The sequence below is a fragment of the Streptomyces sp. CA189 genome (assembly GCF_056428985.1).
Genome location: NZ_JBWJVM010000075.1, coordinates 18,010 through 42,491, shown reverse-complemented (window position 1 = coordinate 42,491; position 24,482 = coordinate 18,010). Strand labels below are relative to the sequence as shown.

Genomic DNA, 24,482 nt, shown 5'->3' with positions numbered 1-24,482 from the left:
GAGACTGGGGTGGGGTCGTGGGGGGGGCCCTGCGGGGGTGCGTCGTAGGGGGTGAGGACGGCGAGTACGCCGGGCAGGGCGAGCGCGTCGGCGGTGTCGACGGCGATGACGCGCCCGCGGGCGACGGTGGCCGGCACCGGCCAAGCGTACGCCCGCCCCGGCGGGGCGTACTCGGCTGCGTAGAGCGCCCTTCCGGTGACCTTCTCCTGGCCCTCGCGGCGGGTGGCGGGGCTGCCGAGGGCGGGCACCTGGTGGGCGGGGCTGGAGTCCATGGCGGGTCCTCGCGATCCGGGTGGGGTGGGGTGGGGCGGAGGGGACGGGGACGGGGACGGGGAGGGTTCAGGAGCGGGTGCCGCGGGCGAGGACGTCCGGTACGAGGGAGTTCAGCACGTCGCAGGCGAGATTGCGGGCGAGGGGCACCTTGAAGGCGTTGTCGCGCAGCGGCTCCGCCCGGTCGAGCTCGGCCTCGACGGCCTCCCGTACGGCGCTCTCGGTGGGGGCGGCGCCCAGCAGCAGTTCCTCGGCGGTGGTGGCGCGCCAGGGCCGGTGGGCGAGCCCGCCGAAGGCGAGCGCGACATGGCGTACGCGTCCGTCGGCGATGTCGAGCACGGCGGCGACGGCGACGAGCGCGAAGGCGTACGAGGCGCGGTCGCGGGCCTTGCGGTACCGCGAGGGCAGCCCGGCGCGCTCCGGCGGGAGCCTGACCGCCGTGACGATCTCGCCGGGCTCCACGACGGTGTCCCGTTCAGGGTGGTCGCCCGGCAGCCGGTGGAACGCGGTCGCGGGTACCGTACGGGCGCCGTTCGGGCCCCGGAGCTCGACGGCTGCGTCGAGCGCGGCCAGCGCCACGGCCATGTCGGACGGGTGGGTGGCGATGCACTGCGCGGAGTGGCCGAGGACGGCGTGGTCGCGGTGGACTCCGTCGCGTGCGCCGCAGCCGGTGCCGGGATCCCGCTTGTTGCAGGGTTTGGCCACGTCCTGGAAGTACGGGCAGCGGGTGCGCTGGAGGAGGTTGCCGCCGGTGGTGGCGACATTGCGCAGCTGGGCCGACGCGCCGGCCAGGAGGGCCTGGGACAGGGCGGGGTAGCGGGTGCGGACGAGGGGGTGGAGCGCGAGGTCGCTGCCACGGACCATGGAGCCGATGCGCAGGCCGCCGTCCGTGGTCTCCTCGACGGAACCGAGCGGCAGCCCGGTGAGATCGACGAGGGTGTCGGGGGCTTCGACCCCGAGCTTCATGAGGTCCACGAGGTTGGTGCCGCCGCCGAGGTAGCGGGAGCCGGGCCGCGCTCCGTGGGCGGCGACGGCCTCCGGGAGGCTGGTGGCGCGCACGTACGCGAACGGCTTCACGCGACCCGCCCGTCGCCAGGGTCCTTCGCCGGGACGGCGTCCTGCGAGGTCGCCACCAGGTCCCGGACGGCGTCCACGATGCGGGGGTACGCGCCGCAGCGGCACAGGTTGCCGCTCATCCCCTCGGCGATCCCGGCGCGGCTGAGGTCCGCGGCCCCCGGGTCGGCGGCGGCCTCGGCGAGCAGGCCGGCGGCGGAGCAGAGCTGGCCGGGTGTGCAGTAGCCGCACTGGAGGGCGTCCCGTTTCAGGAAGGCCTCCTGCAAGGGGTGCGGCCCCCGGGTGTCGTCGCCCAGTCCTTCCACGGTGGTGACCTGGGTGCCGTCGTGGGCGACGGCGAGCAGCAGGCAGCTGTTGGCGCGCCGCCCGCCGACCAGGACGGTGCAGGCGCCGCACTGGCCGTGGTCACAGCCCTTCTTGGCTCCGGTCAGGCCGAGGTGCTCCCGCAGCAGGTCCAGGAGCGTGACGCGGTGGTCCACGTCGAGTTCGTACCGCCGGCCGTTCACATGCAGCCGGACGAGGGAGCGGGTCTCCTGGATTGGATGCGCCACGGCTTCCCTTTCATCATGGAATGTGGAGTACCTACCCTCGGATAACCGGTCGGAGTGGATCTCACACCTCGCGTGTGGGGCAAGCGGGTGCGCCGGGCGGTCCTATGGTCCGGCGATGGCTGCGGACGCAGGGGGCGCTGCCGGCGCAGACGGGGGGCGGCGGGCGGATCGACCGGACCGCCGGCAGGCCGAGGTCCTGTCCGGGTCGATCCGCGTAGACCGCCTGGACAAGACCCAGCCGGCCGGCCGCGGGGGCCGGATCAGGCGGCGGACGGATTCCACCACCGTCTCGCGGTGGTGGACCAGCAGCTCCGGGGGCCAGGCGCCGTCCGGTCGCCCATCGGGTTCTCCCGCAATGCCGGAAGGGCCGTGCCGATCGCCATCTCTTCAGCTCCACGCGCTCAGCGGGTACGGCTGCCTCGATGCCTGCTCAGCGACACCCTGCTGCCCGAACGCATCCGTCGTACGGGAGCGGCACTCGACGGTCGCGCCGCCAGGATCGAGCCGGTCGAGGTGCCCAAGAAGGACGAGGCAGCCCGATGGGGCCGAGGCCGGCCTGGGCGAGGGCGAGCGCGTCGTTGATGCCCACCTCTGCGGCCACCGCCTCGGCGACGGCCTTGTTGTCGCCGGTGAGCAGGACCGGGGCGGGGACGTCGCCGCAGAGGTGACCGGCGACCTCGCGCCGGCCACAGGCTTCAGCTCCCGCCGCGGAACGCCCAAGGTCTCCGCATAATGGATGGATAGGGCGTCGGGTGGAAGGGGACGTCTCGTGCCATCGGCTCGGCCGGGGGGTCAGGAGGCTCACGGTCCGTTCCGGTCCGAGCCCGGGACGCTGCTTGAGCATGTGCCCGTGGCCGTCTTCGGTATCGATGAAGGTGACCTCGTCTGTTACTGGGGGCCCGGCGCGCGAGACCTGTTCGGTTACGACTCCACTGCCGTCCTGTCCAAGCCCGGCGCCGTCCTCTTTGCCGACGGGCCCCGTGCCCCATCCGGTTCGTGTGCCCGGCTGACCGAGCGAGGCCGGACCCGGGGGTATTGGAGAGGTCGGCTCACAGCGCGGCATCGTGACGGCACAGCGTTCGACTGCGGCTTCCGGGTCTTCTCCGTGACCGGATCCGGAGGACCTGCGGTGGTGATGATCCTGGCGAGCCGTAGCGACGAGCTCGATCGGGTCAAGACCAATCTCGCCTTCCTCGACGCCCTTTTCGAGACCTGCCCCATCGGTCTGGTCATGTTCGACCCGGACCTCCGGTACGTCCATCTCAACCAGGCGCTCGCCGACATGGACGGACTTCCGATCGAGGAGCACATCGGGCGGCACATGGACGAAATCATGATCATGTCCGACGGTGGCGAGTATCAGCGCATGCTCCGCGCTGTCTCCCGGGGTGGAGCGCCGGTCGTGGGGATGCTGGTGGGTATGCGCCCGCGGGGGCATCCGGACCGTGATCAAGTGCGGTCGGTGAGCTTCTTCCCCCTGAGCCAGGCAGTCGGCTCGCGCCCGGGAGTGGGTGGGCTGATGGTCGATGTGACGGATCGGGAGCAGGCCATTCTCGAAGCCACTGCCGGCCGCCGACGGCTGGCGCTGCTGGACGGGGCCTCCACGCGTATCGGGACCACATTGGACGTGGTTCGCACGGCTCAGGAGCTCGTCGACGCGTCGATGCCGGATTTCTGCGACGGCGCAGTGGTCGAACTCGTGGAGTGGATGGACGAGGCAGAGGTCTTCGACCCGGGGCGGCCGCTGATCACCCGCCGGATCGCCTTCGGGACGATCCTGCCCCCTCCGGCCACCGAACTCGTGAGCGGGGTGGAGACGGTGCGGTATCCGCCCGGCTCCGTCATCCACGACATGCTGCGGACCGGTCGTGCCATCTCAGCAGTGGTGAACGAGGAGTTCCTGGCCCGGACCGTCCTCATCGAGTCGCGCGCCCGGCTCCTGGCCGAGAGCGGGTTGGCCTGTGTACTCGTCGCCCCGCTCATCGCCAGGGGCACCGTCCAGGGAATCGCCATGTTCGGCCGGTCCGCCGACCGGCCGGCTTTCACCCGGGAGGATGTCAGCCTTGCCGGTGAGCTCGCCTCACGTGCTGCGATCTGTCTGGACAATGCCCGCCTGTACAGCAGTGTTCAGGACATCGCACTCACACTGCAGCGAGCCTTGCTCCCCAGCGTGCTGGCGGCCAGCCCGTACGTGGAAGTAGCCCACCGGTACGTGCCCGGAGGGCGGATCACCGAGGTCGGCGGCGACTGGTACGACGTGATCAACCTGCCCGACGGCCGGGTCGTTCTCGTGGTGGGCGACGTGATGGGGCACGGGGTGTCGGCCGCCGCCGCCATGGGTCGGCTTCGCATCACGACCAAGGCTCTGGCCAGGCACGACAGCGAGCCTGCCGACCTGCTCGCCGAGCTCGACGCGTGCGCTCAGGAGGCGGGCATCGAGCTGGCTACGTGTCTGTACATCGTCTACGATCCGACGAGCGGACGCGCCCGCGTCGCCAGTGCCGGCCATCCCCCGCCCCTGCTGCTCAGGCCGGATGGCACGGTCGAGACCATCGATGAAGTCCTGGGAGTCCCTCTCGGCGTCGGCGGGTTCCCCTTCCGGACGACCGAGATCGAACTCCCCGGGAACGCGATCCTCGCGCTGTACACCGACGGCCTCATCGAGGCGCGCGGCCGGGACATCGAGGCGGGCCTGGCAGCCTTGCGCGCCGAACTGGGCAGAGCCTCGGGGTCGTTGGAAGCCATGGCGGACCGCATTCTCGCGAGCCTGTTGCCCGCCCCGCCGGCCGATGACACGGTACTCGTCCTCGCCCGCGTCCGCCGCGCTCCTCCCCCTGACGGTCCTGACGGTCAACCGTCTAGCCCGCCTGGACGAAGCTAGGGGCGGCAGCATCGGCGCATGTGACCTGGCGACCGGCTGGTTCGGCGCCTTGGCCCATTGGCGAATTCTGTCGTGCTGCACGTGTCCGACTGGCTCACGAAGATACTCGTCGTCCTCATCCCGGCGTACGGAGTCCGGTGAAGTAGTTCGAGTCCTTGGGGCGCATGGCGTCAAGGCTGGTGGGACGGGGGGCCGGTGCCAGGTGGGGTATGTACTTGGAGCAGTGGATGTAGGCCTCTTCGATGCCCAGATGGACCCACATCTCTGGACTCCGCCCCGGCGCGAGGTCGGTGGGCAGGCCGGGGTGGCGGGAGCGCAGGCCCGCGTCGGTGTAGAGCCGGGCCACCCCGTTGACGTGCAGCCCCACGTGGTGGTGGGTGAAGTCCACGAACAGCATGCCGAGATGGGGGTTCTCCGTCATGTTGCCCGCGCTGGCGAGGACACCGTTCCCGCGGAATTCGGGGTAGGCGAGCGTGTGGTCGTCGATGACGTGGACGAATCCCGGGGGGCCGGCACGAAAGCTGGCGTCGCATTCTCCCCGGGAGTCGGCCGTGGCGAGGAACACCATGGCCTGGCGGCCGATGAAGTCGCGCATCTCGGGTGTGAGGTGCGGGCGTACTTGTTGGTCGTAGAACCGGGCGGCGCGGTCGGCGGTGCCCAGTTGCTGCTGCAGCAGGTGTTCGCCTGCTGATCCGAAAGGCTGCGGGGGTATCGCCACGGGGCGCGTTCTCCTGGCGGACGGGTGAGCGCGTGGCTCAGGGAAGGGACAGGACGGGCGTCTCGAACGGGTCGTGATGGATGCGGTCGGGTGGCGTGCCGCCCCGCGCGAGTGTCTCGGTGGCGGAGACGACCATCTGGGTCGGGCCGCTGAGATAGGCGTCGTGGTGGTGCCACGGTCCGAACTCGGCCAGCACATCAGGCAGTGACCCGCGGAGTCCGGGGATGTACTCGTGGGAGACCGCGCCCCTGATGGTCAGCCAGTGGTGCCGCTGGGACATCCTGAGCATGTCGTCGACCCCGTACAGCTCGTCGCCGGTACGGGCGCCGAGGAAGAGGTCGACCTGGTGGCGATCGCCGCGGCGGGCGACCTCTTCGACGAGCGCGCGGATCGGGGCGAGGCCGGTGCCGCCCGCCACGAAGAGCAGGTCGCTGTAGGAGGCGGTGTCCAGGACCATGTCTCCCATCGGGGGACCCAGTTGGATCACGCTGCCCACCGCCGCCTGGTACACCAGCGCGGTACTGACTGTGCCGCCAGGCACCGCGCGCACGTGGAAGGTGAGAGTGCCGTCCTCACGGGGCGCGTTGGCGGGCGAGTAGTAGCGCCATTGCTTCGGCCCCCAGGGGGTCTCCAGGCTCACGTACTGCCCGGCGGCGTACTCGTAGGGCAGATGGGGGCTGACCGTGATCTCGGCGATGCCGTGTCCCCGCGAGACGCGGTGCACCACCGTGGCGGGCCACACGGCGGGCCGTAGCGCCTCGTCTTCCTCGGCGGCACTGATCATGACCTGGGCGACCACGCCGTAGGCCTTCGTCCAGGCGGCGGCGATTTCCTCGGTCCAGGCGGGGCCGGCGTAGCGGGCAAGGGAGGCGAGGAGGCATTCGCCCACGGCGGGGAAGTGCGCGCTGAGCGTGCCGAACTTGCGGTGATCGCGTCCGAGGTGTCCGCAGAATCGGACCAGGCTCTGCGGGTCGTCGACCAGGTCCACGATGCGCAGCAGCGAGCGCAGCAGCCGGCCGCGCTGGGCGTCCATTCCCGGCGGGAACATGGGGCGGACCTCGGGGTAGCGGGCGAACAGGATCGCGTAGAAGTAGACCGTCATCTCTGTGGCGAGTGGCTCGACCACCGAGACGGAGGCGCGTATGAGGGATATCTCGTGGGGCGACAGAGGCGCTTCGACGGCCTCCGGCTCCACGGTCTGGACGGCCGGAGCGGGAGCGGGTGCGGCCGGCTCCGGCAGGCGCCACTCCCCGTACGGAGGCGTGAACGAACTGCCCGAGCGATTGATCCGGAATCTCAAAGGACCAGTGCTCCTCCGTCCGTTGTCCGAGATGGTCTCCCGTCGGACGGCAGGGCGGCAGCGCTCATGGTGCCAGGCCCCCGAAGCGCGCGAGGGGCGGCGTCCTCAGTGAATCGTCGTCTCAGGACGGCGGCGATCGGAGCGTCGCATGTGGCGATCATGAGTCCTCATCGGGGGTCGGGAACACCGAAACGGATCAAGCGGTTCCGGACGCTACATGACCGTATGGGTACTCAGAAGTAGCAATGGGGTATGGGCTGCATGTGCCATTTGTGCGCAGGTCGGGTTTCCGCTCAGCGGTGCTTCGTGACCTCCGGACGGACACTCTGGTCCCGGAGTCGAGTGCGGCACCCCGGCATGTGACGCCCTCACTCGGTAGCGGTGTCGCCGTGGCGATGGGCCACCCGCCACTTGCCATCCTCGCGGCGGTACACCTGGGTGGCCCGCAACGTGTACGTGCGCGGATGTCCGTCGACAGAGACGGAGGTGTGTTCGAAGCCGGCCGTGTAGGCCATGTCGCCCACAACGTCGTACGCCTGCAATTCGAACGTGTACGAGGTGCAGTCGGAGAAGCTCTTGCCGAGTGCGGTGAAGAGCTTGTCGAGTTCCTGCTGGCCGTTGGCGTTGCGCCATGCGCCCAGGACGCTGACGGGCTCGTTGCGCGACCAGAGAGCCCGGCGGGGCGCCGCGTTGCCGTTGTGCAGCGCGAGCTCCGCCTCGTACAGAGCGGTGTTGACCCAGGCCAGGAAGTCGTCGCGATCGCTCGCGCTTTTGTCGTCGCTGCTCATCGGAGGCGGGCCTCGAATTCCTTGATCATTTCGGCGACTGCCGTCTCCGCGCTCTGTGAGACGGCGAACATGTTGAGGAAGCCGTGGACCAGGCCGTCGTAGGTGCGGACGAAGACGTCCACTCCGGCGTCCTGCAGCGCGCGGGCGTAGGCCAGGCCCTCGTCGCGGAGCGGGTCGTAGGCGGCGGTGGCGATGACGGCGGGGGCGAGCCCCCTGTGGCTCGCCGCGTGCAGCGGGGAGGCCCGGAAGTCGGTGGCCACGGAGGCGTCGCCGTCGAGGAGGATCGCTGTGAGGTCACGGAGGTCCTGGAACGTGAGCAGGTAGCCTTCCCCGTTCTCGGTGTACGAGGGGTAGCCGCCCAGGGTGCGGTCCGTGGCAGGGTAGGCGAGCAGTTGGGCTGCGAGCGGTTCCCCGGCGTCGCGGAAGGCCAGGGCGACGGAGGCGGCGAGGGCTGCGCCGGCGCTGTCGCCCGCGACGGCCAGCCGGTCGCGAAGGCCGCCGTACCGACCGATGCGGCTGGCCGCCCACCGGGCCACGGCAAGACAGTCCTCGAACGCGGCGGGGAAGCTGTGCTCGGGAAGCCGCCGGTAGTGCACGGCGATCATTACGGCCTCCAGGTCGCGGCAGAGGCGGCGGGCTACATGGTCGTGGGTGTCGAGGTCTCCCACGATCCACCCGCCGCCGTGAAAGAAGACGACGGTCGCGGCAGGCCCGTTGCCGGCAGGCCGGTAGACCCGCACGGGTACGGAACCGGCAGGACCCGGGACGGTGTCGTCCGCCACGGATCCGACGCCGACCGGCGTCCCCGGCGTCACCATGGCATTCGAGTTGCGCTCCGCTTCTCGAAGGTTCGTGGGATCGGCGGTGATGATGGGCCCTCTCGGGACCGCGGAGGCCTGCTCGAGCAGCGCGGCGATTGATGGGTCCAGGGCCAAAGCGGAAAGCCTTCCGGAGTGACTGCGACGGTGCAGTGTCTCGATCGACAGGACGCGACACCACGGCGATCCAGGCAGAGCGGGATCCACTCCGCCTGTCTTACCCCGGGCCACAAGCCCGCCGCCGTGGAGACCTTCGCCGGGAGCAGCACGGGGAGGCCCGTGGCGGCGTCGAGCAGCAGGAACTCTTCCTCGACCCCGATCGTGATCACGGGAGACGGATACCCGCCCGGCGGCCGGAGCAGGCTAGTGCAGACGGATGCCGGTGCGGCCGGCCGGGCATGCGGCGTACGTCAGCGGGCGGCGCCCCGGGGACGGCGAAGTCGGTCAGCCGGGCCGAGCCCGGGCGCGAGCTCCTGCCAGGGACCGGGGCAGGCGAGCACCGCGATGCCGGACGTCGGGAACTTCTCCGACAGGCGCTCGATTCCGTCGGCCTCCGTCGAGTCCACGGCCTCCTGGCGAGACTGACGGCCAGCTCCTCCAGGCCCGGGTTGTGGCCGACGAGTAGCAGCGTCCGTACCTCCGCCGGTACCTCGGACACCACCTCCAGCAGATCCTCCGGCTCGGCGGCGTACACCCGCTCCGCCCGCCGTCAGCCAGACCGGCAGCAGAGCGGCGGTGAGCGTCACGATCTACAGCTGGAGCACTAGGGCGCGGAGAGGGCCCAGCACGCCCCAACTCCGCATCGACACCGGCCTGGAGGTCTACTTCGCCGACCCACAAGGCCCTGCCAGCGTGGTACGAACGAGAACACGAACGGCCGGCTGTACATCCCCGCAGGGGCCGAGGCCAACCGGCTGCTCGCCGAACGAATCGACGGTTTCCCCGGCAGCAACCTGGGCGAGCTGCTGGACCCACTCACCGCCTGCTTCCTCGGTGGCTGTCGGATCGGAGGGGACACCGAGCACGGCGTGATCGACCCCTGCCACCGCCCCTACGGCTACCTGGGCATCTAGATGGTCGACGGTTCCGCGGTCTCCGCCCATCTCGGAGTCAATCCGTCGTGGACGATCACGGCGCAGGCGGAACGGGCGATGGGGTTCTGGCCCAACAAGGGATCTGTCCAGGGCGGTCGCCTCAGGTGGGGGTCGGTCCGGGTGTGCCGCCCTTGGACAGGAGCTTCTTCTGGGTACGGCGCCCCTGGGAGACCGCGAACGGCACGGCGGTGAGGCCGAGTTGGGGCACCACGTCCGCGAACCGGGCGACGAGCCCGCGCCAGCCGGGGACGGCGGTGACCAGTCGGGGTTTGTCGAGCACCTTGCGGACTGCCTCGACGACCTCGTGGGGCTGGAGCAGTTTCCCGGAGAAGGACAGTGCCGAGCCCGGGTCGTCGAGCTTGTCGTGCAGCATCGGGGTCCAGATACCGTCCGGGCAGATGCACGAGATGTCGATGTCCTTGATACCGGCGAGTTTGAGGTCGGCCATCGTGCTCAGGCTGAAGCCGATCGCCGCGTGCTTGGACGCCGCGTAGACGGCCTCGCCGGCCACCGCAGTCAGGCCCGCCAGGGAGACGATGTTGACCACGTGGCCGCCGCCGCTGCGGCGCATGGTGTCGACAGCGGTGACGGTGCCGTTGATCGTGCCGAGGGCGTTGACCTCGATCATCAGCCGGCGGGTCGCCTCGCCCTGCTCCCAGGCCGGGCCGGTGACCAGCACGCCGGCGTTGTTCACCCACACGTCCAGACGCCCCGCTCGGCCCAGGATCGCGTCCCGGGCCGCCTCCATCTGGGCCTGGTCGCGGACGTCGACCGCCAGGGCGGTGGTACCGCGGCCGAGTTCGTCGGCCGTGGCCTGCGCGGACGCCGCGTCCACGTCGGTGACGAGGACCTGGTGGCCCCGCTCGACGAGGAGGCGGGCTATCTGCTTGCCCAGGCCGCGGCCGGCGCCGGTGACCACCGCACCGGCGGGGGAGCCGGTCATCGCAGCCCGGCCTTGATCTCGCCGTGGACGTAGGTCGGGACGACCGGCCAGAACCGCTTCGACGGGGCGAGCTCGGTCGAGGGCAGGATCTGGAGCCAGCGCGGATCTTCCTTGCAGGGGTCGGCCAGCGTCTTCTCCTTGACCATCGAGTCGTACTGGTCGAGGGAGTCCTCAAGGGTGTTGGCGTTCGGGCAGATCTCGCGGCCGAAACGCTCGTGGTACTTGCGCACGCCCGGGATCCTCGACAGCTCCGGCTGCCAGTTGTCCAGGGAGATGCCGTTCTCCGACGAGACCCAGACGCCGTCCGGGGTGTTGATCACCAGTGAGTGGTTGCCGTCGGTGTGGCCGGGCGTCCACAGCAGCGCGATGCCGGCACCGAGCTCGATGTCGCCGTCGAACGTCACGAACTTGGCCGGGTCCACGCCGCCGAGACCGCCGTCGACGTACCACGCCCACTGCATCGGATGCAGAGACTGCAGGGTCGCGAGCTCGCGGCTGTGCACGAGCATCTTCGCGTCGCCGAACAGCGGCCGGCGTGGCGTGGACTCGCCTTCGATGACCTCGGTGGATCCGAGGATCATCCGCGGGTCCTGCACGTGGAGGTGGTCGAAGGTGCAGAAGTCGATGTCGTCGGCGGTCAGTCCGACCTTCGCGAGCACGTCGCCGGGCTCGTTGTAGTACGTGAGGACGACCTTCTCGATCAGTTTGCCGCCGGGCACCTTGTTCATGAGTCTCCGCAGGTTCCGGTAGTACGGCGCCTTCGCGGAGCCTTCCGGTACTGTCGGCTCGAACACCAGCGTGCGCGGGGTGCCGTTCCAGTCGTCGTACTGGACGACGATCATGCGGTTGATCATCGAGATCAGCGGCAGCGTGGGCACCGATACCGCGCCGTGGAAGGCGTAGTCGACCGGGTACGGTGCCGCCGCGATGTCCACCGACTTCACCGCACGGACCCGGCCCTGCGCTTTGAAGCGCTCCTTGTACGCCGCCGCGGCCTGCCGCACCGCCGCGAGCCGCTCGCCACGCGGCCACACGTCGTGCACGCCGTCGAACTCGGGGATCGAGCGGGCGCCGATCACTGTGAGGTCAGCACCGGTCCGCTGCGCCTGCTGCACCATGAGTCGCTCCTCGTAGGTTGCTGGTCCCCTCAGGATGAAGCCGAGCCCGGGCGCGGACTTGTTTCAGCGCGACAGCTCCGGTCGACCGGTGCGATGCCGTGCCGCACGGCGCAGCTCGCGCGGACTGGCGCCGTACCAGCGCCGTACGGCATGGCTGAGCGTGGACTGCTCGGTGAACCCGACGAGCGCCGCGACCTGGCCCAGCGGGAGGTCGGTCGTAGTGATGAAGCGGTGCGCCGCGTCGCGCCTCACCTCGTCGAGGACCTCGTCGAACGAGGTGCCCTCGGCGGCCAGTTGCCTCTGCAGCGTCCGCGGGTGTACGGGGAGGAGGCGCGCGATGTTGGTGATGGCCGGAGGGCTGGTGCCCAGGCTCTCGGACAGGGCGCGCCGGACATGCGTGGACACCTTGAGCCGGGGGTCCGCGTAATGGCCGGCGAGGTGCGCCACGGCCAGGTGCCGGATCGCCTCGTTGGCGGTGGCGAAGCTCTCGTCGAGGAGGCGCCGTTCCACCCGAAGCGCCGCTGTCGGGCGGCCGAAGGTCACGTCGGCGCCGAAGAAGTCGGTGTAGCGGCGGACGGGAGAGAGGGGCTGGTGCGGGATCTCCACGGACCGAAGACCCATCGTGCCGCCGACCAGCGCCCACGCGACCCGGTGGAAGAGCCCGAGCCCGAGCTCCATCGCCTGCGGGGAGTACGGCGACTCGTGCAGCTCCTTCCGGTACGTCAGGGCGACCACCTCGCGGCGCCCGCGAGGGTCGTCCTCGACCCCGATGCTCAGCGCCGGGCTGTGCACGAACATGTACTTCGACACGCAGCCGAGCGCCTCGGCGACGGTCGACGACGACTCGATCGCCAACGCCAGCGGGCCGAGGATCGTCAGGTCCTGCGTCTCCGCCAGGCGCAGGCCGAGGTCCGTGCAGCCGATCTCCGCGGCCGCCGCGTCGAGCACGAGGTCGTTGGCCGTGATGGGGATGATGCCCTCGTCGGAGTCCAGCACCTTCCGCGGGATCCCGAACCGGGCGAGCAGCCGGTCCGGGTCGCCGCCGAGCCGCTCGACGAGGGGCACGAAGCCGCGCAGGCTGGCGGCGCGGATCATCGGGCCCATGGCGGAAGGCTACCGCCGCGATGCGAGGGGGAGCAGGGCGAGGTCCCTCAGGTGGTGCGCCTGGCTTGTGCGATGAGGAGAGCGACGTCGTCGTGGTCGTCGGGCTGCCTGAGGCAGTGCAGGAGCCACTGGCAGGTGTCGTCCAGGTGCCGGCGGGGTCCATCCAGGGTCTGAAGGAGGGTGTCCAGGCGTTCGTCGATGGGATGGTGGCGGGTTTCGACGAGGCCGTCGGTGTAGAGGACGAGCCGGTCACCGGGGTTCAGGTCGAAGTCGGTGGTGTGGAACGGGACGCCGCCGACGCCCAGCGGCGCGCCGGTGGGCAGGTCGAGCAGTCGGGGGTGTTGGCCGGCTGCGGCGAGGACGGGCGGGAGGTGTCCGGCGTTGGCGATGCGGCATTGGTGGCCGTGGGGGTCGTAGACGGCGTAGATGCAGGTGGCGATGTAGTGCTCGAGTCCGCGGGTGATCTTGTCGAGGTGCTGGAGGACCTGGTCGGGGTCCAGGTCGAGGTCGGCGAAGGCGCAGGTTGCGGTGCGCAGGCGGCCCATGGTGGCAGCGGCGTCGATGCCGTTGCCCATGACGTCGCCGATGACCAGGGCGGTCCTGTCGCCGATGAGGGGGATGACGTCGTACCAGTCGCCTCCGACCTCTTGGAATGCCTGGGCGGCCTGGTAGAGGGAGGCGATGTCCAGGCCGTAGGTCGGGGGCGGGTGGCCGGGCAGGAGGCTTCGCTGGAGCGTTTCGGCGGTGTTGCGGACGCTTTGGTGCCAGCGGGCATTGTCGATGGCGATGGCAGCGCGGGCGGCCAGTTCCCCGGCGAGGATCACGTCGTCTTCGTCGAACGGGAGTGGGTTGCGGGCGCGCAGCAGGTCGAAGGCGCCGAGGACCTCGTTGTGGGCGATCAGCGGCACCGCGAGGTAGGAGTGCACGCCCGCCCGCGCCAACGATTCGGCGGCATCGGTGTCACGGGCGATGCGGAGAAGGTCTTCGTCGCCGACGCGGGCGACGAGCACCGGCTGCCCGGTGTGGACGCACCTTGTGATCAGCCGGTCCGCCCCGTACGCCGAGAGGTCGCCGACCTTGTCCGCGGCCGCGGTGGCCTCGGTCGGGTAGGCGGCGGCCACGGCGAGTGCGCGGAATACCTCCGGCCCGTCGTGGGTCGCGGTGGTGCGGCGGAAGGCCAGTACGGCGTCCAGGACGTCCACGGCCGCGAGGTCGGCCAGGTCGGGGATGGCGACCTGAGCCAGCTCGTGGGCGGTCTTCTCCACTTCCAGGGTGGTGCCGACGCGGGCGGAGGCCTCGGCGATCATGGCCAGACGGCGCCGGGCCCGGTCCGCCTCGGTCGAGGCCTGATGGCGTTCGCTGACGTCGACGACGGAGATCGCCACACCGATCACCCGGCCGCTGGACCCTTCGACCCGGTAGTACGACACCGACCAGGCGTGATCGTGCTCGGGGTCGGCGAGGGTGCGGCCGACGGTGTACTGGTCGATCAGAGGCGCGCCGGTGATCAGGACCTGGCGCAGCGCGGACTCGATGCTGTCCATGTCGAGGAAAGGCAGGATGTCGTGGGGGCGGCGGCCGATGTGATCGGTGGCGGGGATGCCGTTGATGCGCTCCAGGGCGGGGTTGACCAGCAGGTAGCGCAGGCTGGTGTCCAGCAGCGCGATGCCGATGGGAGCCTGTGACACCAGGCGCTGGGACAGGGCTAGATCCGTCTCCACCCGCTGCAGCGTGTTCTGGTCGGCGGCGATGCCCAGGGCGTAGACGCCTCCGAGGTCGTCCAGCAACCGCATGTTGCGGAACTCCACCAGGCGGGTACTGCCGTCCTTGTGCCGGATGGGGAACGCGCCGGCCCAGCTCGCCCCGGTGGCCATCACCTCGGCAAACAGATTGGTCACCAGGTCCTGGTGCTCTTCGTGGACCAGCAGGTGTGCCGCGTACTGCCCCAGAGCCTCCCGGGCCGTGTAGCCGAACACGTCATCGGCCTGCGGGCTCCAGAACACGATCCGCCCGCGCGTGTCCAGCACGACCGCGGCCACACTGAGCAGGTCGAGCAGCCCTCCCGGCGGCGACGGCCCCGCCCGGCGCTCCCGCTCCTCGTCCGGGAGCGGCTCGTCTGCACCCATCCGTGACGGCTCTCTCCTCAGCGGCGCCCGCTGGCACGCGCCGGTCGGGGGTTTCCTTCCATGTTGCGCCCCGAACCGAGTGGTGCACGACCGGAGGCAGGGCTGCCGGGGTGCGACAGGACGGTACGGGCGGCGAGCCCGGAGAGCAGGACCGTGATCAGCAAGGCCACACGAAGACAGCGACGAGCACCATGGCGGTAGCCCCGATCTGCGAAGGACCGACTACGTCAACGAGGCGCTCGACGTCGACGTCGAATGGCCGCTCGTGACGCCGTACTCCCGCGCCGCCCTCTGATCCTCGACAGCGCGGCGGCGCCGATCAGCAGGGCTGCGAACAGAGCGGCCAGGGTCACTGGTCCGATGGAGTCGAGCAGGTCGGCGATCGCGCGTTGGACGGCTCCGGCGGCGTCGATGACTGGGTCCTGGGTGGCGGGGTCGCTCTGGATGCGGATCTCGTACGAGCCGTAGTACGCGACGTACCCGCCGACGGCCAGGAGCAGTCCGCCGCCGATGCGGGGCGCGAGGGCGCCGGCGCGGCGCAGGTGGGGGACGGCGGTGGTGCGGGTGAGGGCGACGGTCAGGGACGCGATGCCGACGATCAGGCCCATGCCGAGGGCGTACGCGGCGAAGAGGAGGACGCCCTCGGCGGGGGATCCGCTGCGGAAGGCGGAGATCACGATGGCGAGGAACGGTGCGATGGTGCAGCCCAGGGAGGCGGTGGCGTAGGCCATTCCGAACAGTGCCATGGAGGGGATCGAGCGGGTGAGGGCGGGGGCCCGGCGGAGTTTCGGTGCCAGGGTGGGTAGTTGGCGGCCGGCTAGCAGCCAGACTCCGGCGGCGGCCATGAGGATGCCGAAGGCGATGGTGAACCAGGGCAGGTGTTCCTGGACTTGGCCCGCCACGGGCTGGATCGCCAGGCCGAATATGCCGAAGAGGGCGGCGAAGCCGATGGTGATGGAGGCGGTGGCGGTCAGGGCGCGGCCGATGGCGACCGTACGGGTGGGGGAGTCGTCACCGAGGACGAGCAGGGACAGGTAGGCGGGGAGCAGGGCGAAGCCGCACGGGTTGACGGCCGCGAGGATCCCCGCGGTGAGCGCGAGGGCGAGGGGCAGGTCGGACATGGTCGCTCAGCCGGTCAGCCCGGCGACCTTCTCGGTCAGCCCCTTGCCTGCGGGCAGGACGCCTTCGAAGACGGTCTTGCCGTCCTTGTCGAGGATGACGTAGCGGCTCTGCTCGGTGACCTTGAACCGCTTCCAGACCTCGCCCTTCTCATCGGACAGCTGAGGGAAGCCGCCGGTCCCGGTGTCGGTGACGAAGTCCTTCATCGCGGTGTTCTTGTCCAGGCCGGCGACGCCGACGACGTTGGCCTTGCCGGTGTAGTCGGCGGCGACCTTCGCGGTCTCGGCGGCCTGGGCCTTGCACTTGGGGCACCAGGGGGCCCAGAACCACAGCACGGTGGGCTTGCCCGCGAGCGCCGTGGCGTCGAACGGCTTGCCGTCCACGGTGGTGGCGGTGAAGTCCAGTACGGCGGGGACCTGGGCACCGGCGGCGCCGGACTTGCCCGGGTCCGAAGGCGCGGGCGACGGTGCGGGCGCTGATGCGGTCGACGGCGCTGCGTCTGCGCCCGTGCCCGCGGCCGGGCCGTCGTCCGCGGCGCACCCGGTGGCGGCGAGCAGGGCGGCGGCGAGTATGGCCGGGGCGAGGGTGCGGGGGCGCATGTCGACTCCTGTGTGTTCGGGACGGGGCCGAGAATGACTGTAGGACTGTCTTCGCGCAGCGTGGGCGGTGACGGCCTTACGGTTTGGTGACGTCAGCCCGCCGCGTCGCGCAGCCGTTCGGTGTCGAGCACGGTCACGCGGCCACGGGCGAGTCGGAGCAGGCCATGGTCGACATACTCGTGCAGCACCTTGGTGCAGGTCTCGCGCGAGGTGCCGGCGAGCGCGGCGAGCTGCTCGTGGGTGAGCGCGATCTGGGGGTGTCGGCCGCCGGGGCGCAGCGGGCTCGCCGGGGGCTGGGCACCCGCCAGTATCGTCAGGGTGGTCGCGATCCGCTGGGCCACGCTCTTGAACACGCTGTCGGACAGACGTTGTTCCAGGTCGGCCAGGCGGCGGCCGAGGATCTCGGTGATGCGGGCCGCGATGCGCGCGTCGGTCAGCAGCAGCCGGCGCACGTCGGCCCGGCTCATCACGCACACCGTGACGTCGTCGAGGGCCTCGGCGTAACTGTCGTACATGTGCTGTCCCAGCAGCACCATCTCCCCGAAGATCGTGCCCGGGGTGATGATGGCCGTGGTGAGGGCCCTGCCGTCGGCGGAGACCCGGAAGATACGGACCCGGCCCTGTTTGAGGATGAACAGGACTTCGCTGGGCTGGGTCGGGGCGTAGAGGATCTGGCCCGCGACGTACGACTTCATGGGGGCCGCGGTGGCGATGGCGGCCATCTCCTGCTCGGAGAGGTCGCGGAAGATGTCGACCTCGGCCAGGCACCAGGTCCGGTCCGCGTCGTCCGCCTCGTCGTTTCCGGCCATCGCGTGTGTCCCCTCGCGTCGTCCTGGCGCCCAGGGCGGGGGTGCGGCGCCCCACGCCGGGCTGCCCAGCGCGTACGCGCTGTCGGCCAGACAGTAGGGCACCGGGCCACTGCGGTCGGGGAGGCGGCGCGGCATGGGCGGTGCGGGCTTCATCCTCGGGCCGTACCGCTGCGCTGCCCGCCCGCCGTACGGGAGATCGCGGCGAAGGTCAGCCCGGCCAGTAGCCCGTAGACGAGGTGTGCACCGAGGCTGGAGGCGCTGACGTCGTTCCAGTCGAAGACCGGCATGCCCATGTTGGCCGGCATGATCCACAGGGCGCCCAGGGTCCACCACACCGCGCCGTAGGCGAGGCCCAGGACGGCGGCGGGTGCGGGGCTCCGGGCGAACCGCCCGATCAGCGCGCCGAAGGTGATGCCGGCGAAGACCGCGATGGACAGGTGGATGAGCCAGCCCGCGAAGGCGTTGGTGCTGCCGAGAAGCCCGGCGACCATCGTGATCATCGCCGTGTCCATCATGGGTCGGGACACCGACATCCAGATGCCCATCCCGACGCCGCCGACCAGACCGGCCGCGGCACCCCAGGCCGCGTGGACCGGGATGACGGCCGTGCCCGGGGAGACCTGCAACGTGGTGGCCATGGTGACCGCCTCCTCCTGCTGCTCCTGCGTTCGGCTTGTGAGGCCGACGATAGGAGGCGGCGCGGCTACCCGTATGTGAGCGCGCTTACGTACGCACCGGTAGCCGGCAGCGGGCCACGGCTCACATCCAGTCGTCGGGGCCCGGGTCGCCGCCTTCCGCCCAGACCACCAGGCGGCGGAGGTAGTGGGTCCAGCCCTCGGCGTGGGCGGCGCAGGCCTCGGGGGAGGGCAGGCCGCGATGGGCCAGGCGCAGGAGGGTGCCCTCGCCGACCGGTTCGAGGGTGATCTCCACGGTGGAGGAGCCGGCGGGTACGGGCATCCCTCCCTCGGCCCAGCCCCAGGTGAAGACGATCCGCTTCGGCGGGTCGATCTCGACGAACTGCCCCTCGGCGACGTTGTCGCCACTGACGTTGGTCCGGTAGGAGCCGCCGGGCTCGAAGGTGAACTCGCCGTCCTTGCCCATCCAGGCGAGCCACTTGTCGCGCTCGGTGAAGAAGGAGAACACCGTCTCGGGGCGGGCGGCGATGTGCCGCTCCAGCGTGACTACGTCTGTGTTCACTGCACGGTCCCTTCGGACTTCTCACTCCGCTCGGCAGCCTCGGCGAGTGCGGCGAGGGTGTCGAGCTTGGTGGCCCACATGGACTGCAAGTAGTCGGCCAGCGGGCCCATGCCCTCGCGGTCGGCGCGGTAGAAACGCTTCTTGCCGTCCTGGCGCAGCGTAACCAGCCCGCAGTCCCGCAGCACCTTGAGGTGCTGGGAGACCGCGCCGAAGGTGACGTCGAACCGCTCGGCGATCTCGCCCGCCGACAGCTCCGCGTCCCAGACCAGGCGCAGGATCTCGCGCCGTCTGGGCTCGGCGACCGCTCGTACCGCATCCATGGTTGTCATTTTAGTCGCCGCTTCAGCTTGCGATCGAGAGGGGAGTCATTTTAGTCTTGGCTAAAGCGACGGCGCACCGAGCGCCACCCCCACTCGCAACAGGAGCAGCACCCATGTCCGAGATCACCTTCCAGACCGACATCGACGCCGACCGTACGAAGGTCTACGAGGCGCTGGACACCCACGAGGGCCTCACCGGCTGGTGGACCACCGGGGTGGACCGCAAGGACGAGATCCTCTTCTTCGACTTCCCGCAGATCCCCGAGCCCTTCCAGCTCCGCAGGGACCGCGCGGACCAGGAAGAGGTCGCGTGGACCTCCGTCGGCGCCTTCCCGCCCCACTGGACGGGCACCGTCATCACCTGGCAGCTCACCGACACCCCGGCCGAAGCCGGCACCCGAGTGGACTTCCGCCACACCGGCTTCGCGGAGAACGACCCCGCCCTCGCCCACAGCGCCGGCACCTGGGGGCAGCTGATGACCCGGCTGAAGCAGTACGTCGAGACGGGCACCCCGCAGCCCTTCTTCACCCTCTGAACGGCGGCCCGGCCATGACGATCGACGTGACGGCGGAACGGATCATCCCGCTCCCGCCCGCCGAGGTGGCGGCGTACGCCATGGACTGGCGCCACGACGCCGAATGGACGCAGGGCATCCGTGAGGCGGCACTGACCCGGGAAGCGGACGGCGGCGGCTTCGGCGTCGGCGCCGAGGTCACCCGTACCGCGTACTTCCTCGGCAAGCGCATCGACTACGTGCTGCGCGTTGCCCGTCACGTCCCGGAGCACCTACTGGACATGGTGTCGGTCGCCGGCCCGATGTCGATGCACGTCACCTACACTTTCGTGCCGCACCCGGACGGGACGCTCGCCCGCATCCGGGTCCGGGGCGGCGGGGGAGGCTACTACCGCCTGGCCGCGCCCCTGATGGCCAGGAAGGTCCGCTCCTCCCTCGCCAAAGACCTGCGCGACCTGGAACTCCGCCTGCGGAGCGTGGTCTGAGCAGGGTCATGCCGGGTGGCCGTCCTTCACCGCGACCGCACATGGAGTGTCGCCGGGCCGCAGATAGTCGAGGGCCTTCCGCGGTTCCTTACCGGACGGAGCCTTTCGGGCAGGCCTGGATTTCCCGTGATTGGTCTGGACCTGTAGGGAGTGTGGTTACAGACTGCTGCGATGGACGAGCCACAGAGCACCCGCCTCCTCGACCTCCCGCTGCACCGCTTAGAGGTCCCCCTGCCGCGCCTGCTGCCCTTCGCCATCGGCACCTTCGACACCATCGGCACGCTCTCCCGGGCGGCCTTCCCGCACCGGCACACCTTCTACGAGATCGTCTACGTCACCGGCGGCAGCGGTGCCCACGTCCTGGACTTGGCCCACAAGCCGGTGGAGCCACCGGAATTGTGCGTCGTCACCCCCGGCCAGGTGCACCGATGGGCCGATGCGGAGGGACTCGTCGGCCATGTGGTGCTCTTCAACGAGGACTTCCTGCTCTCCCATCCGCAGGACGCGGCCGCGCTGCGCACGCTGGCCACTCGGCCCGGGCACGCACCCGGCGACCAGGCCGGGCCGATCGCCGCACTGCTGGCTGAGATGGGGCGCGAGTACCGGGAGCTCCAGGCGGGATACCTGGGGGTGCTGCGCGCCAGCCTGCACATCCTGATCCTCCGCGCGCTGCGGGCCTGCGCCCCGGGCCGGGCCGTGGCAGCCCGCGGCAGGGCCGCGGAGCTGGCCGCCGACTTCACCCGACTGATCGGCCTGCCCGGCGGCACCCGGCGATCTGTCGGCTCGTACGCACAGGAACTCGGGCTATCCCAGGGCCATTTGCAGACTCTGGTGCGGCATGCCACCGGCCGGACTCCCGGCGAGTTGATCCGCCAGCAGCAGACCCTGGAGGCCAAACGCCTGCTGCGCGGAACACAGTTGACCGTACGTCAAGTGGCCGCGGAGGTCGGGATCGGCGACCCTGCGTACTTCTCCCGGTTCTTCCGGAGGGAGACCGGGATGGCCCCCGGGGAGTTCCGGACCGCGACCGGTGGAAATCACGACGATCCCCGGATCGAGTCCATCGATGTCGCCCCGGAGGGCCCATAAGGTGGCCGCAGGCGGTCCGCCCCGCACCCCGGGGCGAGATGCCGGCCCGGGTCCTTGCCATGGTTCGCCGTGCCTTCACGGCCGGCCCCCCATCGCGGCAAGGGCCGAACCTCCCTCCCCCCACACGCAAGGAGTCGGCGCATGTCCGCGACCGAAGACCCTTCCGGAGCACCTCCCACCGGCCACGACGGCCGGATCAGCCGCAAGTCCGTCCTGCGCGCGGCCGCCGCGCTCAGTGCTGCCCCACTGCTGTTCGGCGGTGGGGTGGCACTGGCCCGCGACCGGGTGGCAGCGGGCAACGCCCTGGCCCTGACCCCCGACTGCGACGACGGCGATGAGCCGACCGTGGAGCAGACCGAGGGGCCCTACTTCAAGCCCAACTCCCCCCTGCGCACCTCGCTGATCACGAGCAGCACCCCGGGTACCCGCCTCACCGTCACCGGATACGTCTTCGGCCGGGCCTGCCTGCCGATATCCGGCGTGCTCCTCGACTTCTGGCAGGCCGATGTCAACGGCGCCTACGACAACACCGGCTACACCTTCCGCGGGCACCAGTTCAGCAACGCCCAGGGCGCGTTCAGCCTCACCACCATCGTGCCCGGCCTCTACCCGGGCCGAACCCGGCACATCCACGTCAAGCTGCAGGCCCCAGGGCGCCGGGTGGTCACCACCCAGCTGTACTTCCCCAACGAGCCGCGCAACAGCACCGACGCCATCTTCGACGCCCGTCTCCTGATGACCGTCCGCCAGGCCGGTCCGGCCCGTGAGGGCACGTACGACTTCGTGCTGGACGTCCCCCAGACTCCGACGCCCCCGCCTACCACGCCCCCGCCCACCACGCCCCCGCCTACCACGCCCCCGCCTACCACGCCCCCGCCGACCGGGACCTGGGCCGCCGGCACGTCCTACCGGGCCGGCGACGTCGCTGCCTACGCCGGCTCCTCGTACCGCTGCATTCAGGCTCACACCGCCATCAACGGCTGGGAACCCCCGAGCGTCCCGGCACTCTGGCAGCGCGTCTAGGTCCTCCATGAAAGTGCTCGTCGCAGCCACTCGTTGATGGCTGCGACCGGCACGCTCACCTCGTTGCGCAGGGCGTCACCCTTGTCGTACCTCACGGCGCCGGTGGGGTGTGTCCATCGAACTCGGGGGTGGCCGGGCTGGGGAGACCGTCCCGCTGGACGGCTTACGGCCGGGGTGCCGGTGCGCGGTCCGGTTCGACCACGGGGCACCGCGTACCCGAGTAGATGGTGGGCATGCAGCGGTTGCAGTGGATGCAGCGCGAGGCCGCCGCGGCGTCCGCGGCGATGCGCCGGATCAGGTCGGGGTCGCTGAGCAGCGCCCGGGCCATCGCCACGAACGCGAAGCCCTCGGCCATCGCGAGGTCCATGGTCTCCCGCCGGGTGATGCCGCCGAGCAGGATGAGCGGCAGGTCCAGTTCGGCGCGAAAGCGCCGGGCGTACTCCAGGAGGTAGGCCTCCCCGTACGGGTAGTCGTGCTGGAACCGGTGGCCCGTCAGCCGGATGCCCCAGCGCAGCGGCGGTGGGAAGGCGGCGGCGAAGTCACGGACCGGGGCGTCGCCGCGGAAGAGGTACATGGGGTTGAGCAGCGAACTGCCGGCGGTGAGCTGCAGGGCGTCGACCGAACCGTCCTGCTGCAGCCAGCGGGCGACCTGGATGCTGTCGTCCAGGTCCAGGCCGCCGGGGACACCGTCCTTCATGCCGAGCTTCGCCGTGACCGCGATCTCGGTGCCGACCTCCTCCCTCACCGCGCGGGCGATGCCGCGGGCGAGGCGGGCCCGGTTCTCCAGGCTGCCGCCATAGGCGTCGGTACGACGGTTGAGGCGGGGGCTGAGGAAGGAGCTGGCCAGGTAGTTGTGGCCGAGGTGGATCTCCACCGCGTCGAAACCGGCGTCCACGGCAAGGCGGGCCGCCGTCGCATGTGCCCGGGTGACGCGGTCCAGGTCGGCGGCGGTGGCCGCCCGGGTGCGCCGCATGCCGAGCGGGTTGAAGAAGCGGCCCGGCCCGAGGGCCGCAACGCCGTTGGAGGAGGCGTCGGCCACCGGGCCGGCGTGCCCCAGCTGGGCACAGGCGGCCGCGCCCGCGTCATGCACGACGCCGGTCAGCTTGCGCAGCCCGGGGAGTGCCTGGGGCCGCAGATGCAGCTGGCGCCGCTCCGTGCGGCCCTCGGGGGAGACGGCGCAGTAGGCCACGGTGGTCATGCCGACTCCGCCGGCGGCCACTCGCCGGTGGAACTCGATCAGTTCGTCGGTCACCAGGCCGTCCGGGGTGCGCCCTTCGAACGTCGCGGCCTTGATGACCCGGTTGCGCAGGCGCAGCGGTCCCAGCCGGGCCGGGGCAAGGACATCCGGCCCCGGTGGTGTTGCTGGATCGTCCGGCATCAGGCCCTCCCATTTTCGCGTACCCCCGGCCCGGCACCGGGGCGCTGGACCGCGACGGCTCTGGGTACCACGCGTCCGGTCAACTTGGAAGCGACGACGGGGGTGCACGGCCCCGGCGGGTGGACGCTGCCGGGGTGATCGGGGCCGGGCTGGAGCTGGCCGCGTTGGGTATGGGGCACCGCCAGGTCGCCGCCCGTCTGGGCCTGGCGGAGGGCACGGTCCGTTTCTGGGTGGCCACCACCGCGCAGGTGGTCACTGGGGAGAAGGAGCCCACGGGCCCAGACGTACAGCGACACAGCCACCGCCTGCAGGAGCGAAGTCACGAAAGCACGGATCCGGCGGGTTTCGCGTCGGGCGGCGTGATCGGCAGAGGCCCGAAAGGATGCTGAGCCGTGCGGGTGACAGACCGACGGGCAGAAACGATCACGTGTGCGGCGCGGCCGACGGACCTTCCCGGAACCCGCGAGGATCAGCAGACCGAAATCCCCTTTCCCGAAGGAGAAACCGCATGGCTGTGCGCTGCCGTCTGGCCGTTCTGGCCACCGCCGCAGGCATGACCCTTGCTCTGGCGGGCGCGGGCCCCGCCGCCGCCGAGTCGTTCCCGAACCAGGACCTCGTCAACCGGATGGACGGAAGCCGGCTGGCACTGTCCAGTAACTCTCTCAGCGAAGGGGCCCAGGCCATCACCCTGCGCAGCACCGCGTGGGACAACTACTCCACCGAGGCGTGGGACGCCGAGGGCACCTACGACTCGGCATCCAAGTTGTGGACGCTCACGCTGCGCAACCTGGCGTCCAACAAGTGCCTGCAGCCCAACGACACCACCCCCGCCCGCGGAGAGACCGTCGTCGTACGGACCTGCAACGGATCTGACGTACAGAAGTGGAGCGTCCGCCAGGAAAGCCCCAACGAGAGCGACCCCCGCTGGTTCGTGTGGCGTCCGTACCTCAACGTGGACGTCGCCATGACCCTCAAGGGGACCACCGACACCTGGGACACCATCGAACTCGACTACTCCTACCCCTCAGCCGACCGCCTGTGGCGCCTGGGCCCCAACAACACCGCTTGGTGGTAGACCCGTCCACCCTGCCCCGGTCCCTGCCGGGGCAGGAACGGTTCGGTGCGGCGATCCAGTGAGTCCGCCATGGGCCTACGACCTGGAG

General features: G+C 70.7%; 24 protein-coding genes and 2 pseudogenes. 7 read left to right on the top strand and 19 right to left on the bottom strand.

Annotation, left to right across the window (positions count from 1 at the left end):
• From AC061S_RS36015 to AC061S_RS36005, 3 genes and pseudogenes are all read right to left on the bottom strand, one after another.
• A pseudogene (locus AC061S_RS36015) lies at positions 1 to 272 on the bottom strand (xanthine dehydrogenase family protein molybdopterin-binding subunit); the annotation flags it as partial.
• A gap of 67 nt (positions 273 to 339) precedes the next feature.
• Positions 340 to 1,347, bottom strand: coding sequence for an FAD binding domain-containing protein (locus AC061S_RS36010; RefSeq protein WP_478690094.1), 1,008 nt, complete (start codon positions 1,345 to 1,347; stop codon positions 340 to 342).
• Positions 1,344 to 1,895 carry a (2Fe-2S)-binding protein gene (locus tag AC061S_RS36005; RefSeq protein WP_478690093.1) on the bottom strand — a complete coding sequence of 184 codons (552 nt, stop codon included), beginning with the start codon at positions 1,893 to 1,895 and terminating at the stop codon, positions 1,344 to 1,346. The genes AC061S_RS36010 and AC061S_RS36005 overlap by 4 nt, the downstream gene beginning before the upstream one ends.
• A 736-nt stretch (positions 1,896 to 2,631) precedes the next feature.
• On the opposite strand from AC061S_RS36005, the gene AC061S_RS36000 reads away from it, so the two are divergent.
• Positions 2,632 to 4,776, top strand: a complete 2,145-nt coding sequence (locus AC061S_RS36000; RefSeq protein ID WP_478690092.1) for a SpoIIE family protein phosphatase — start codon at positions 2,632 to 2,634, stop codon at positions 4,774 to 4,776.
• Between the two features lie 115 nt (positions 4,777 to 4,891).
• Here AC061S_RS36000 and AC061S_RS35995 read toward each other — a convergent pair whose 3' ends face one another.
• From AC061S_RS35995 to AC061S_RS35975, 5 genes are all read right to left on the bottom strand, one after another.
• Positions 4,892 to 5,494, bottom strand: coding sequence for a pyridoxamine 5'-phosphate oxidase family protein (locus AC061S_RS35995; protein WP_478690091.1), 603 nt, complete (start codon positions 5,492 to 5,494; stop codon positions 4,892 to 4,894).
• A 37-nt stretch (positions 5,495 to 5,531) separates the two neighbouring features.
• Positions 5,532 to 6,794: a globin domain-containing protein gene (locus AC061S_RS35990; RefSeq protein WP_478690090.1), complete on the bottom strand. Its 1,263-nt coding sequence runs from the start codon at positions 6,792 to 6,794 to the stop codon at positions 5,532 to 5,534.
• 368 nt (positions 6,795 to 7,162) lie between these two features.
• A complete protein-coding gene (locus AC061S_RS35985) occupies positions 7,163 to 7,582 on the bottom strand; it encodes a nuclear transport factor 2 family protein (RefSeq protein ID WP_478690089.1) in 420 nt (139 codons plus the stop codon).
• The gene (locus AC061S_RS35980; RefSeq protein ID WP_478690088.1) at positions 7,579 to 8,400 is read right to left on the bottom strand and encodes an alpha/beta hydrolase; all 822 of its coding nucleotides are present in this window, start codon (positions 8,398 to 8,400) and stop codon (positions 7,579 to 7,581) included. The genes AC061S_RS35985 and AC061S_RS35980 overlap by 4 nt, the downstream gene beginning before the upstream one ends.
• A 410-nt stretch (positions 8,401 to 8,810) precedes the next feature.
• Positions 8,811 to 8,966: a hypothetical protein gene (locus tag AC061S_RS35975; RefSeq protein ID WP_478690087.1), complete on the bottom strand. Its 156-nt coding sequence runs from the start codon at positions 8,964 to 8,966 to the stop codon at positions 8,811 to 8,813.
• A 345-nt stretch (positions 8,967 to 9,311) separates the two neighbouring features.
• On the opposite strand from AC061S_RS35975, the pseudogene AC061S_RS35970 reads away from it, so the two are divergent.
• Positions 9,312 to 9,686: pseudogene (locus tag AC061S_RS35970) on the top strand (GMC oxidoreductase); the annotation flags it as partial.
• Here AC061S_RS35970 and AC061S_RS35965 read toward each other — a convergent pair.
• The 10 genes from AC061S_RS35965 to AC061S_RS35920 form a co-directional block, all read right to left on the bottom strand.
• A complete protein-coding gene (locus AC061S_RS35965) occupies positions 9,595 to 10,437 on the bottom strand; it encodes an SDR family oxidoreductase (RefSeq protein WP_478690086.1) in 843 nt (280 codons plus the stop codon). The pseudogene AC061S_RS35970 and the gene AC061S_RS35965 sit on opposite strands and share 92 nt — an antisense overlap.
• Positions 10,434 to 11,555: an MBL fold metallo-hydrolase gene (locus tag AC061S_RS35960; protein WP_478690085.1), complete on the bottom strand. Its 1,122-nt coding sequence runs from the start codon at positions 11,553 to 11,555 to the stop codon at positions 10,434 to 10,436. Before AC061S_RS35960 ends, AC061S_RS35965 begins: the two co-directional genes overlap by 4 nt.
• 63 nt (positions 11,556 to 11,618) lie before the next feature.
• Positions 11,619 to 12,659, bottom strand: coding sequence for an AraC family transcriptional regulator (locus tag AC061S_RS35955; protein WP_478690084.1), 1,041 nt, complete (start codon positions 12,657 to 12,659; stop codon positions 11,619 to 11,621).
• A 47-nt stretch (positions 12,660 to 12,706) separates the two neighbouring features.
• Positions 12,707 to 14,785 carry a SpoIIE family protein phosphatase gene (locus AC061S_RS35950; protein WP_478690083.1) on the bottom strand — a complete coding sequence of 693 codons (2,079 nt, stop codon included), beginning with the start codon at positions 14,783 to 14,785 and terminating at the stop codon, positions 12,707 to 12,709.
• 227 nt (positions 14,786 to 15,012) lie between these two features.
• Positions 15,013 to 15,906 carry a cytochrome c biogenesis CcdA family protein gene (locus tag AC061S_RS35945; protein ID WP_478690082.1) on the bottom strand — a complete coding sequence of 298 codons (894 nt, stop codon included), beginning with the start codon at positions 15,904 to 15,906 and terminating at the stop codon, positions 15,013 to 15,015.
• Between the two features lie 6 nt (positions 15,907 to 15,912).
• A complete protein-coding gene (locus AC061S_RS35940) occupies positions 15,913 to 16,503 on the bottom strand; it encodes a redoxin domain-containing protein (protein ID WP_478690081.1) in 591 nt (196 codons plus the stop codon).
• A gap of 92 nt (positions 16,504 to 16,595) precedes the next feature.
• Positions 16,596 to 17,465: a Crp/Fnr family transcriptional regulator gene (locus AC061S_RS35935; RefSeq protein WP_478690080.1), complete on the bottom strand. Its 870-nt coding sequence runs from the start codon at positions 17,463 to 17,465 to the stop codon at positions 16,596 to 16,598.
• Positions 17,462 to 17,950, bottom strand: coding sequence for a hypothetical protein (locus AC061S_RS35930; protein ID WP_478690079.1), 489 nt, complete (start codon positions 17,948 to 17,950; stop codon positions 17,462 to 17,464). Before AC061S_RS35930 ends, AC061S_RS35935 begins: the two co-directional genes overlap by 4 nt.
• A gap of 121 nt (positions 17,951 to 18,071) precedes the next feature.
• Complete coding sequence (locus AC061S_RS35925) at positions 18,072 to 18,509, bottom strand: SRPBCC family protein (RefSeq protein WP_478690078.1); 438 nt, start codon at positions 18,507 to 18,509, stop codon at positions 18,072 to 18,074.
• Positions 18,506 to 18,838, bottom strand: coding sequence for an ArsR/SmtB family transcription factor (locus tag AC061S_RS35920; protein WP_478690077.1), 333 nt, complete (start codon positions 18,836 to 18,838; stop codon positions 18,506 to 18,508). Before AC061S_RS35920 ends, AC061S_RS35925 begins: the two co-directional genes overlap by 4 nt.
• Positions 18,839 to 18,942: 104 nt before the next feature.
• On the opposite strand from AC061S_RS35920, the gene AC061S_RS35915 reads away from it, so the two are divergent.
• From AC061S_RS35915 to AC061S_RS35900, 4 genes are all read left to right on the top strand, one after another.
• On the top strand, positions 18,943 to 19,365 hold the full coding sequence (locus AC061S_RS35915; protein ID WP_478690076.1) for an SRPBCC family protein: 423 nt from the start codon (positions 18,943 to 18,945) through the stop codon (positions 19,363 to 19,365).
• A 14-nt stretch (positions 19,366 to 19,379) separates the two neighbouring features.
• Positions 19,380 to 19,829: an SRPBCC family protein gene (locus AC061S_RS35910; protein WP_478690075.1), complete on the top strand. Its 450-nt coding sequence runs from the start codon at positions 19,380 to 19,382 to the stop codon at positions 19,827 to 19,829.
• Between the two features lie 171 nt (positions 19,830 to 20,000).
• The gene (locus AC061S_RS35905; protein WP_478690074.1) at positions 20,001 to 20,918 is read left to right on the top strand and encodes a helix-turn-helix domain-containing protein; all 918 of its coding nucleotides are present in this window, start codon (positions 20,001 to 20,003) and stop codon (positions 20,916 to 20,918) included.
• 141 nt (positions 20,919 to 21,059) lie between these two features.
• Positions 21,060 to 21,941, top strand: coding sequence for a dioxygenase family protein (locus AC061S_RS35900; protein WP_478690073.1), 882 nt, complete (start codon positions 21,060 to 21,062; stop codon positions 21,939 to 21,941).
• A 163-nt stretch (positions 21,942 to 22,104) separates the two neighbouring features.
• Here AC061S_RS35900 and AC061S_RS35895 read toward each other — a convergent pair whose 3' ends face one another.
• Entirely contained in the window at positions 22,105 to 23,319 is a 1,215-nt protein-coding gene (locus AC061S_RS35895) for an NADH:flavin oxidoreductase (protein WP_478690072.1), read from the bottom strand.
• A 508-nt stretch (positions 23,320 to 23,827) separates the two neighbouring features.
• Between AC061S_RS35895 and AC061S_RS35890 the strand changes: the two genes are divergently transcribed.
• Positions 23,828 to 24,394: an RICIN domain-containing protein gene (locus AC061S_RS35890; protein WP_478690071.1), complete on the top strand. Its 567-nt coding sequence runs from the start codon at positions 23,828 to 23,830 to the stop codon at positions 24,392 to 24,394.
• Positions 24,395 to 24,482: the final 88 nt, after the last annotated feature.

Excerpts from the sequence above, each read along its gene's own strand:
- AC061S_RS35960 (WP_478690085.1), bottom strand. The coding sequence starts at position 11,555 with ATGGTGCAGCAGGCGCAGCGGACCGGTGCTGACCTCACAGTGATCGGC.
- AC061S_RS35900 (WP_478690073.1), top strand. The coding sequence starts at position 21,060 with ATGTCCGCGACCGAAGACCCTTCCGGAGCACCTCCCACCGGCCACGAC.
- AC061S_RS35895 (WP_478690072.1), bottom strand. The coding sequence starts at position 23,319 with ATGCCGGACGATCCAGCAACACCACCGGGGCCGGATGTCCTTGCCCCG.
- AC061S_RS35985 (WP_478690089.1), bottom strand. The coding sequence starts at position 7,582 with ATGAGCAGCGACGACAAAAGCGCGAGCGATCGCGACGACTTCCTGGCC.
- AC061S_RS35890 (WP_478690071.1), top strand. The coding sequence starts at position 23,828 with ATGGCTGTGCGCTGCCGTCTGGCCGTTCTGGCCACCGCCGCAGGCATG.
- AC061S_RS35910 (WP_478690075.1), top strand. The coding sequence starts at position 19,380 with ATGACGATCGACGTGACGGCGGAACGGATCATCCCGCTCCCGCCCGCC.
- AC061S_RS35940 (WP_478690081.1), bottom strand. The coding sequence starts at position 16,503 with ATGCGCCCCCGCACCCTCGCCCCGGCCATACTCGCCGCCGCCCTGCTC.
- AC061S_RS35980 (WP_478690088.1), bottom strand. The coding sequence starts at position 8,400 with ATGGTGACGCCGGGGACGCCGGTCGGCGTCGGATCCGTGGCGGACGAC.
- AC061S_RS35920 (WP_478690077.1), bottom strand. The coding sequence starts at position 18,838 with ATGACAACCATGGATGCGGTACGAGCGGTCGCCGAGCCCAGACGGCGC.
- AC061S_RS36000 (WP_478690092.1), top strand. The coding sequence starts at position 2,632 with ATGGATAGGGCGTCGGGTGGAAGGGGACGTCTCGTGCCATCGGCTCGG.
- AC061S_RS35965 (WP_478690086.1), bottom strand. The coding sequence starts at position 10,437 with ATGACCGGCTCCCCCGCCGGTGCGGTGGTCACCGGCGCCGGCCGCGGC.
- AC061S_RS35945 (WP_478690082.1), bottom strand. The coding sequence starts at position 15,906 with ATGTCCGACCTGCCCCTCGCCCTCGCGCTCACCGCGGGGATCCTCGCG.
- AC061S_RS35955 (WP_478690084.1), bottom strand. The coding sequence starts at position 12,659 with ATGGGCCCGATGATCCGCGCCGCCAGCCTGCGCGGCTTCGTGCCCCTC.
- AC061S_RS35905 (WP_478690074.1), top strand. The coding sequence starts at position 20,001 with ATGGACGAGCCACAGAGCACCCGCCTCCTCGACCTCCCGCTGCACCGC.
- AC061S_RS35930 (WP_478690079.1), bottom strand. The coding sequence starts at position 17,950 with ATGGCCACCACGTTGCAGGTCTCCCCGGGCACGGCCGTCATCCCGGTC.
- AC061S_RS35915 (WP_478690076.1), top strand. The coding sequence starts at position 18,943 with ATGTCCGAGATCACCTTCCAGACCGACATCGACGCCGACCGTACGAAG.
- AC061S_RS35950 (WP_478690083.1), bottom strand. The coding sequence starts at position 14,785 with ATGGGTGCAGACGAGCCGCTCCCGGACGAGGAGCGGGAGCGCCGGGCG.
- AC061S_RS35935 (WP_478690080.1), bottom strand. The coding sequence starts at position 17,465 with ATGAAGCCCGCACCGCCCATGCCGCGCCGCCTCCCCGACCGCAGTGGC.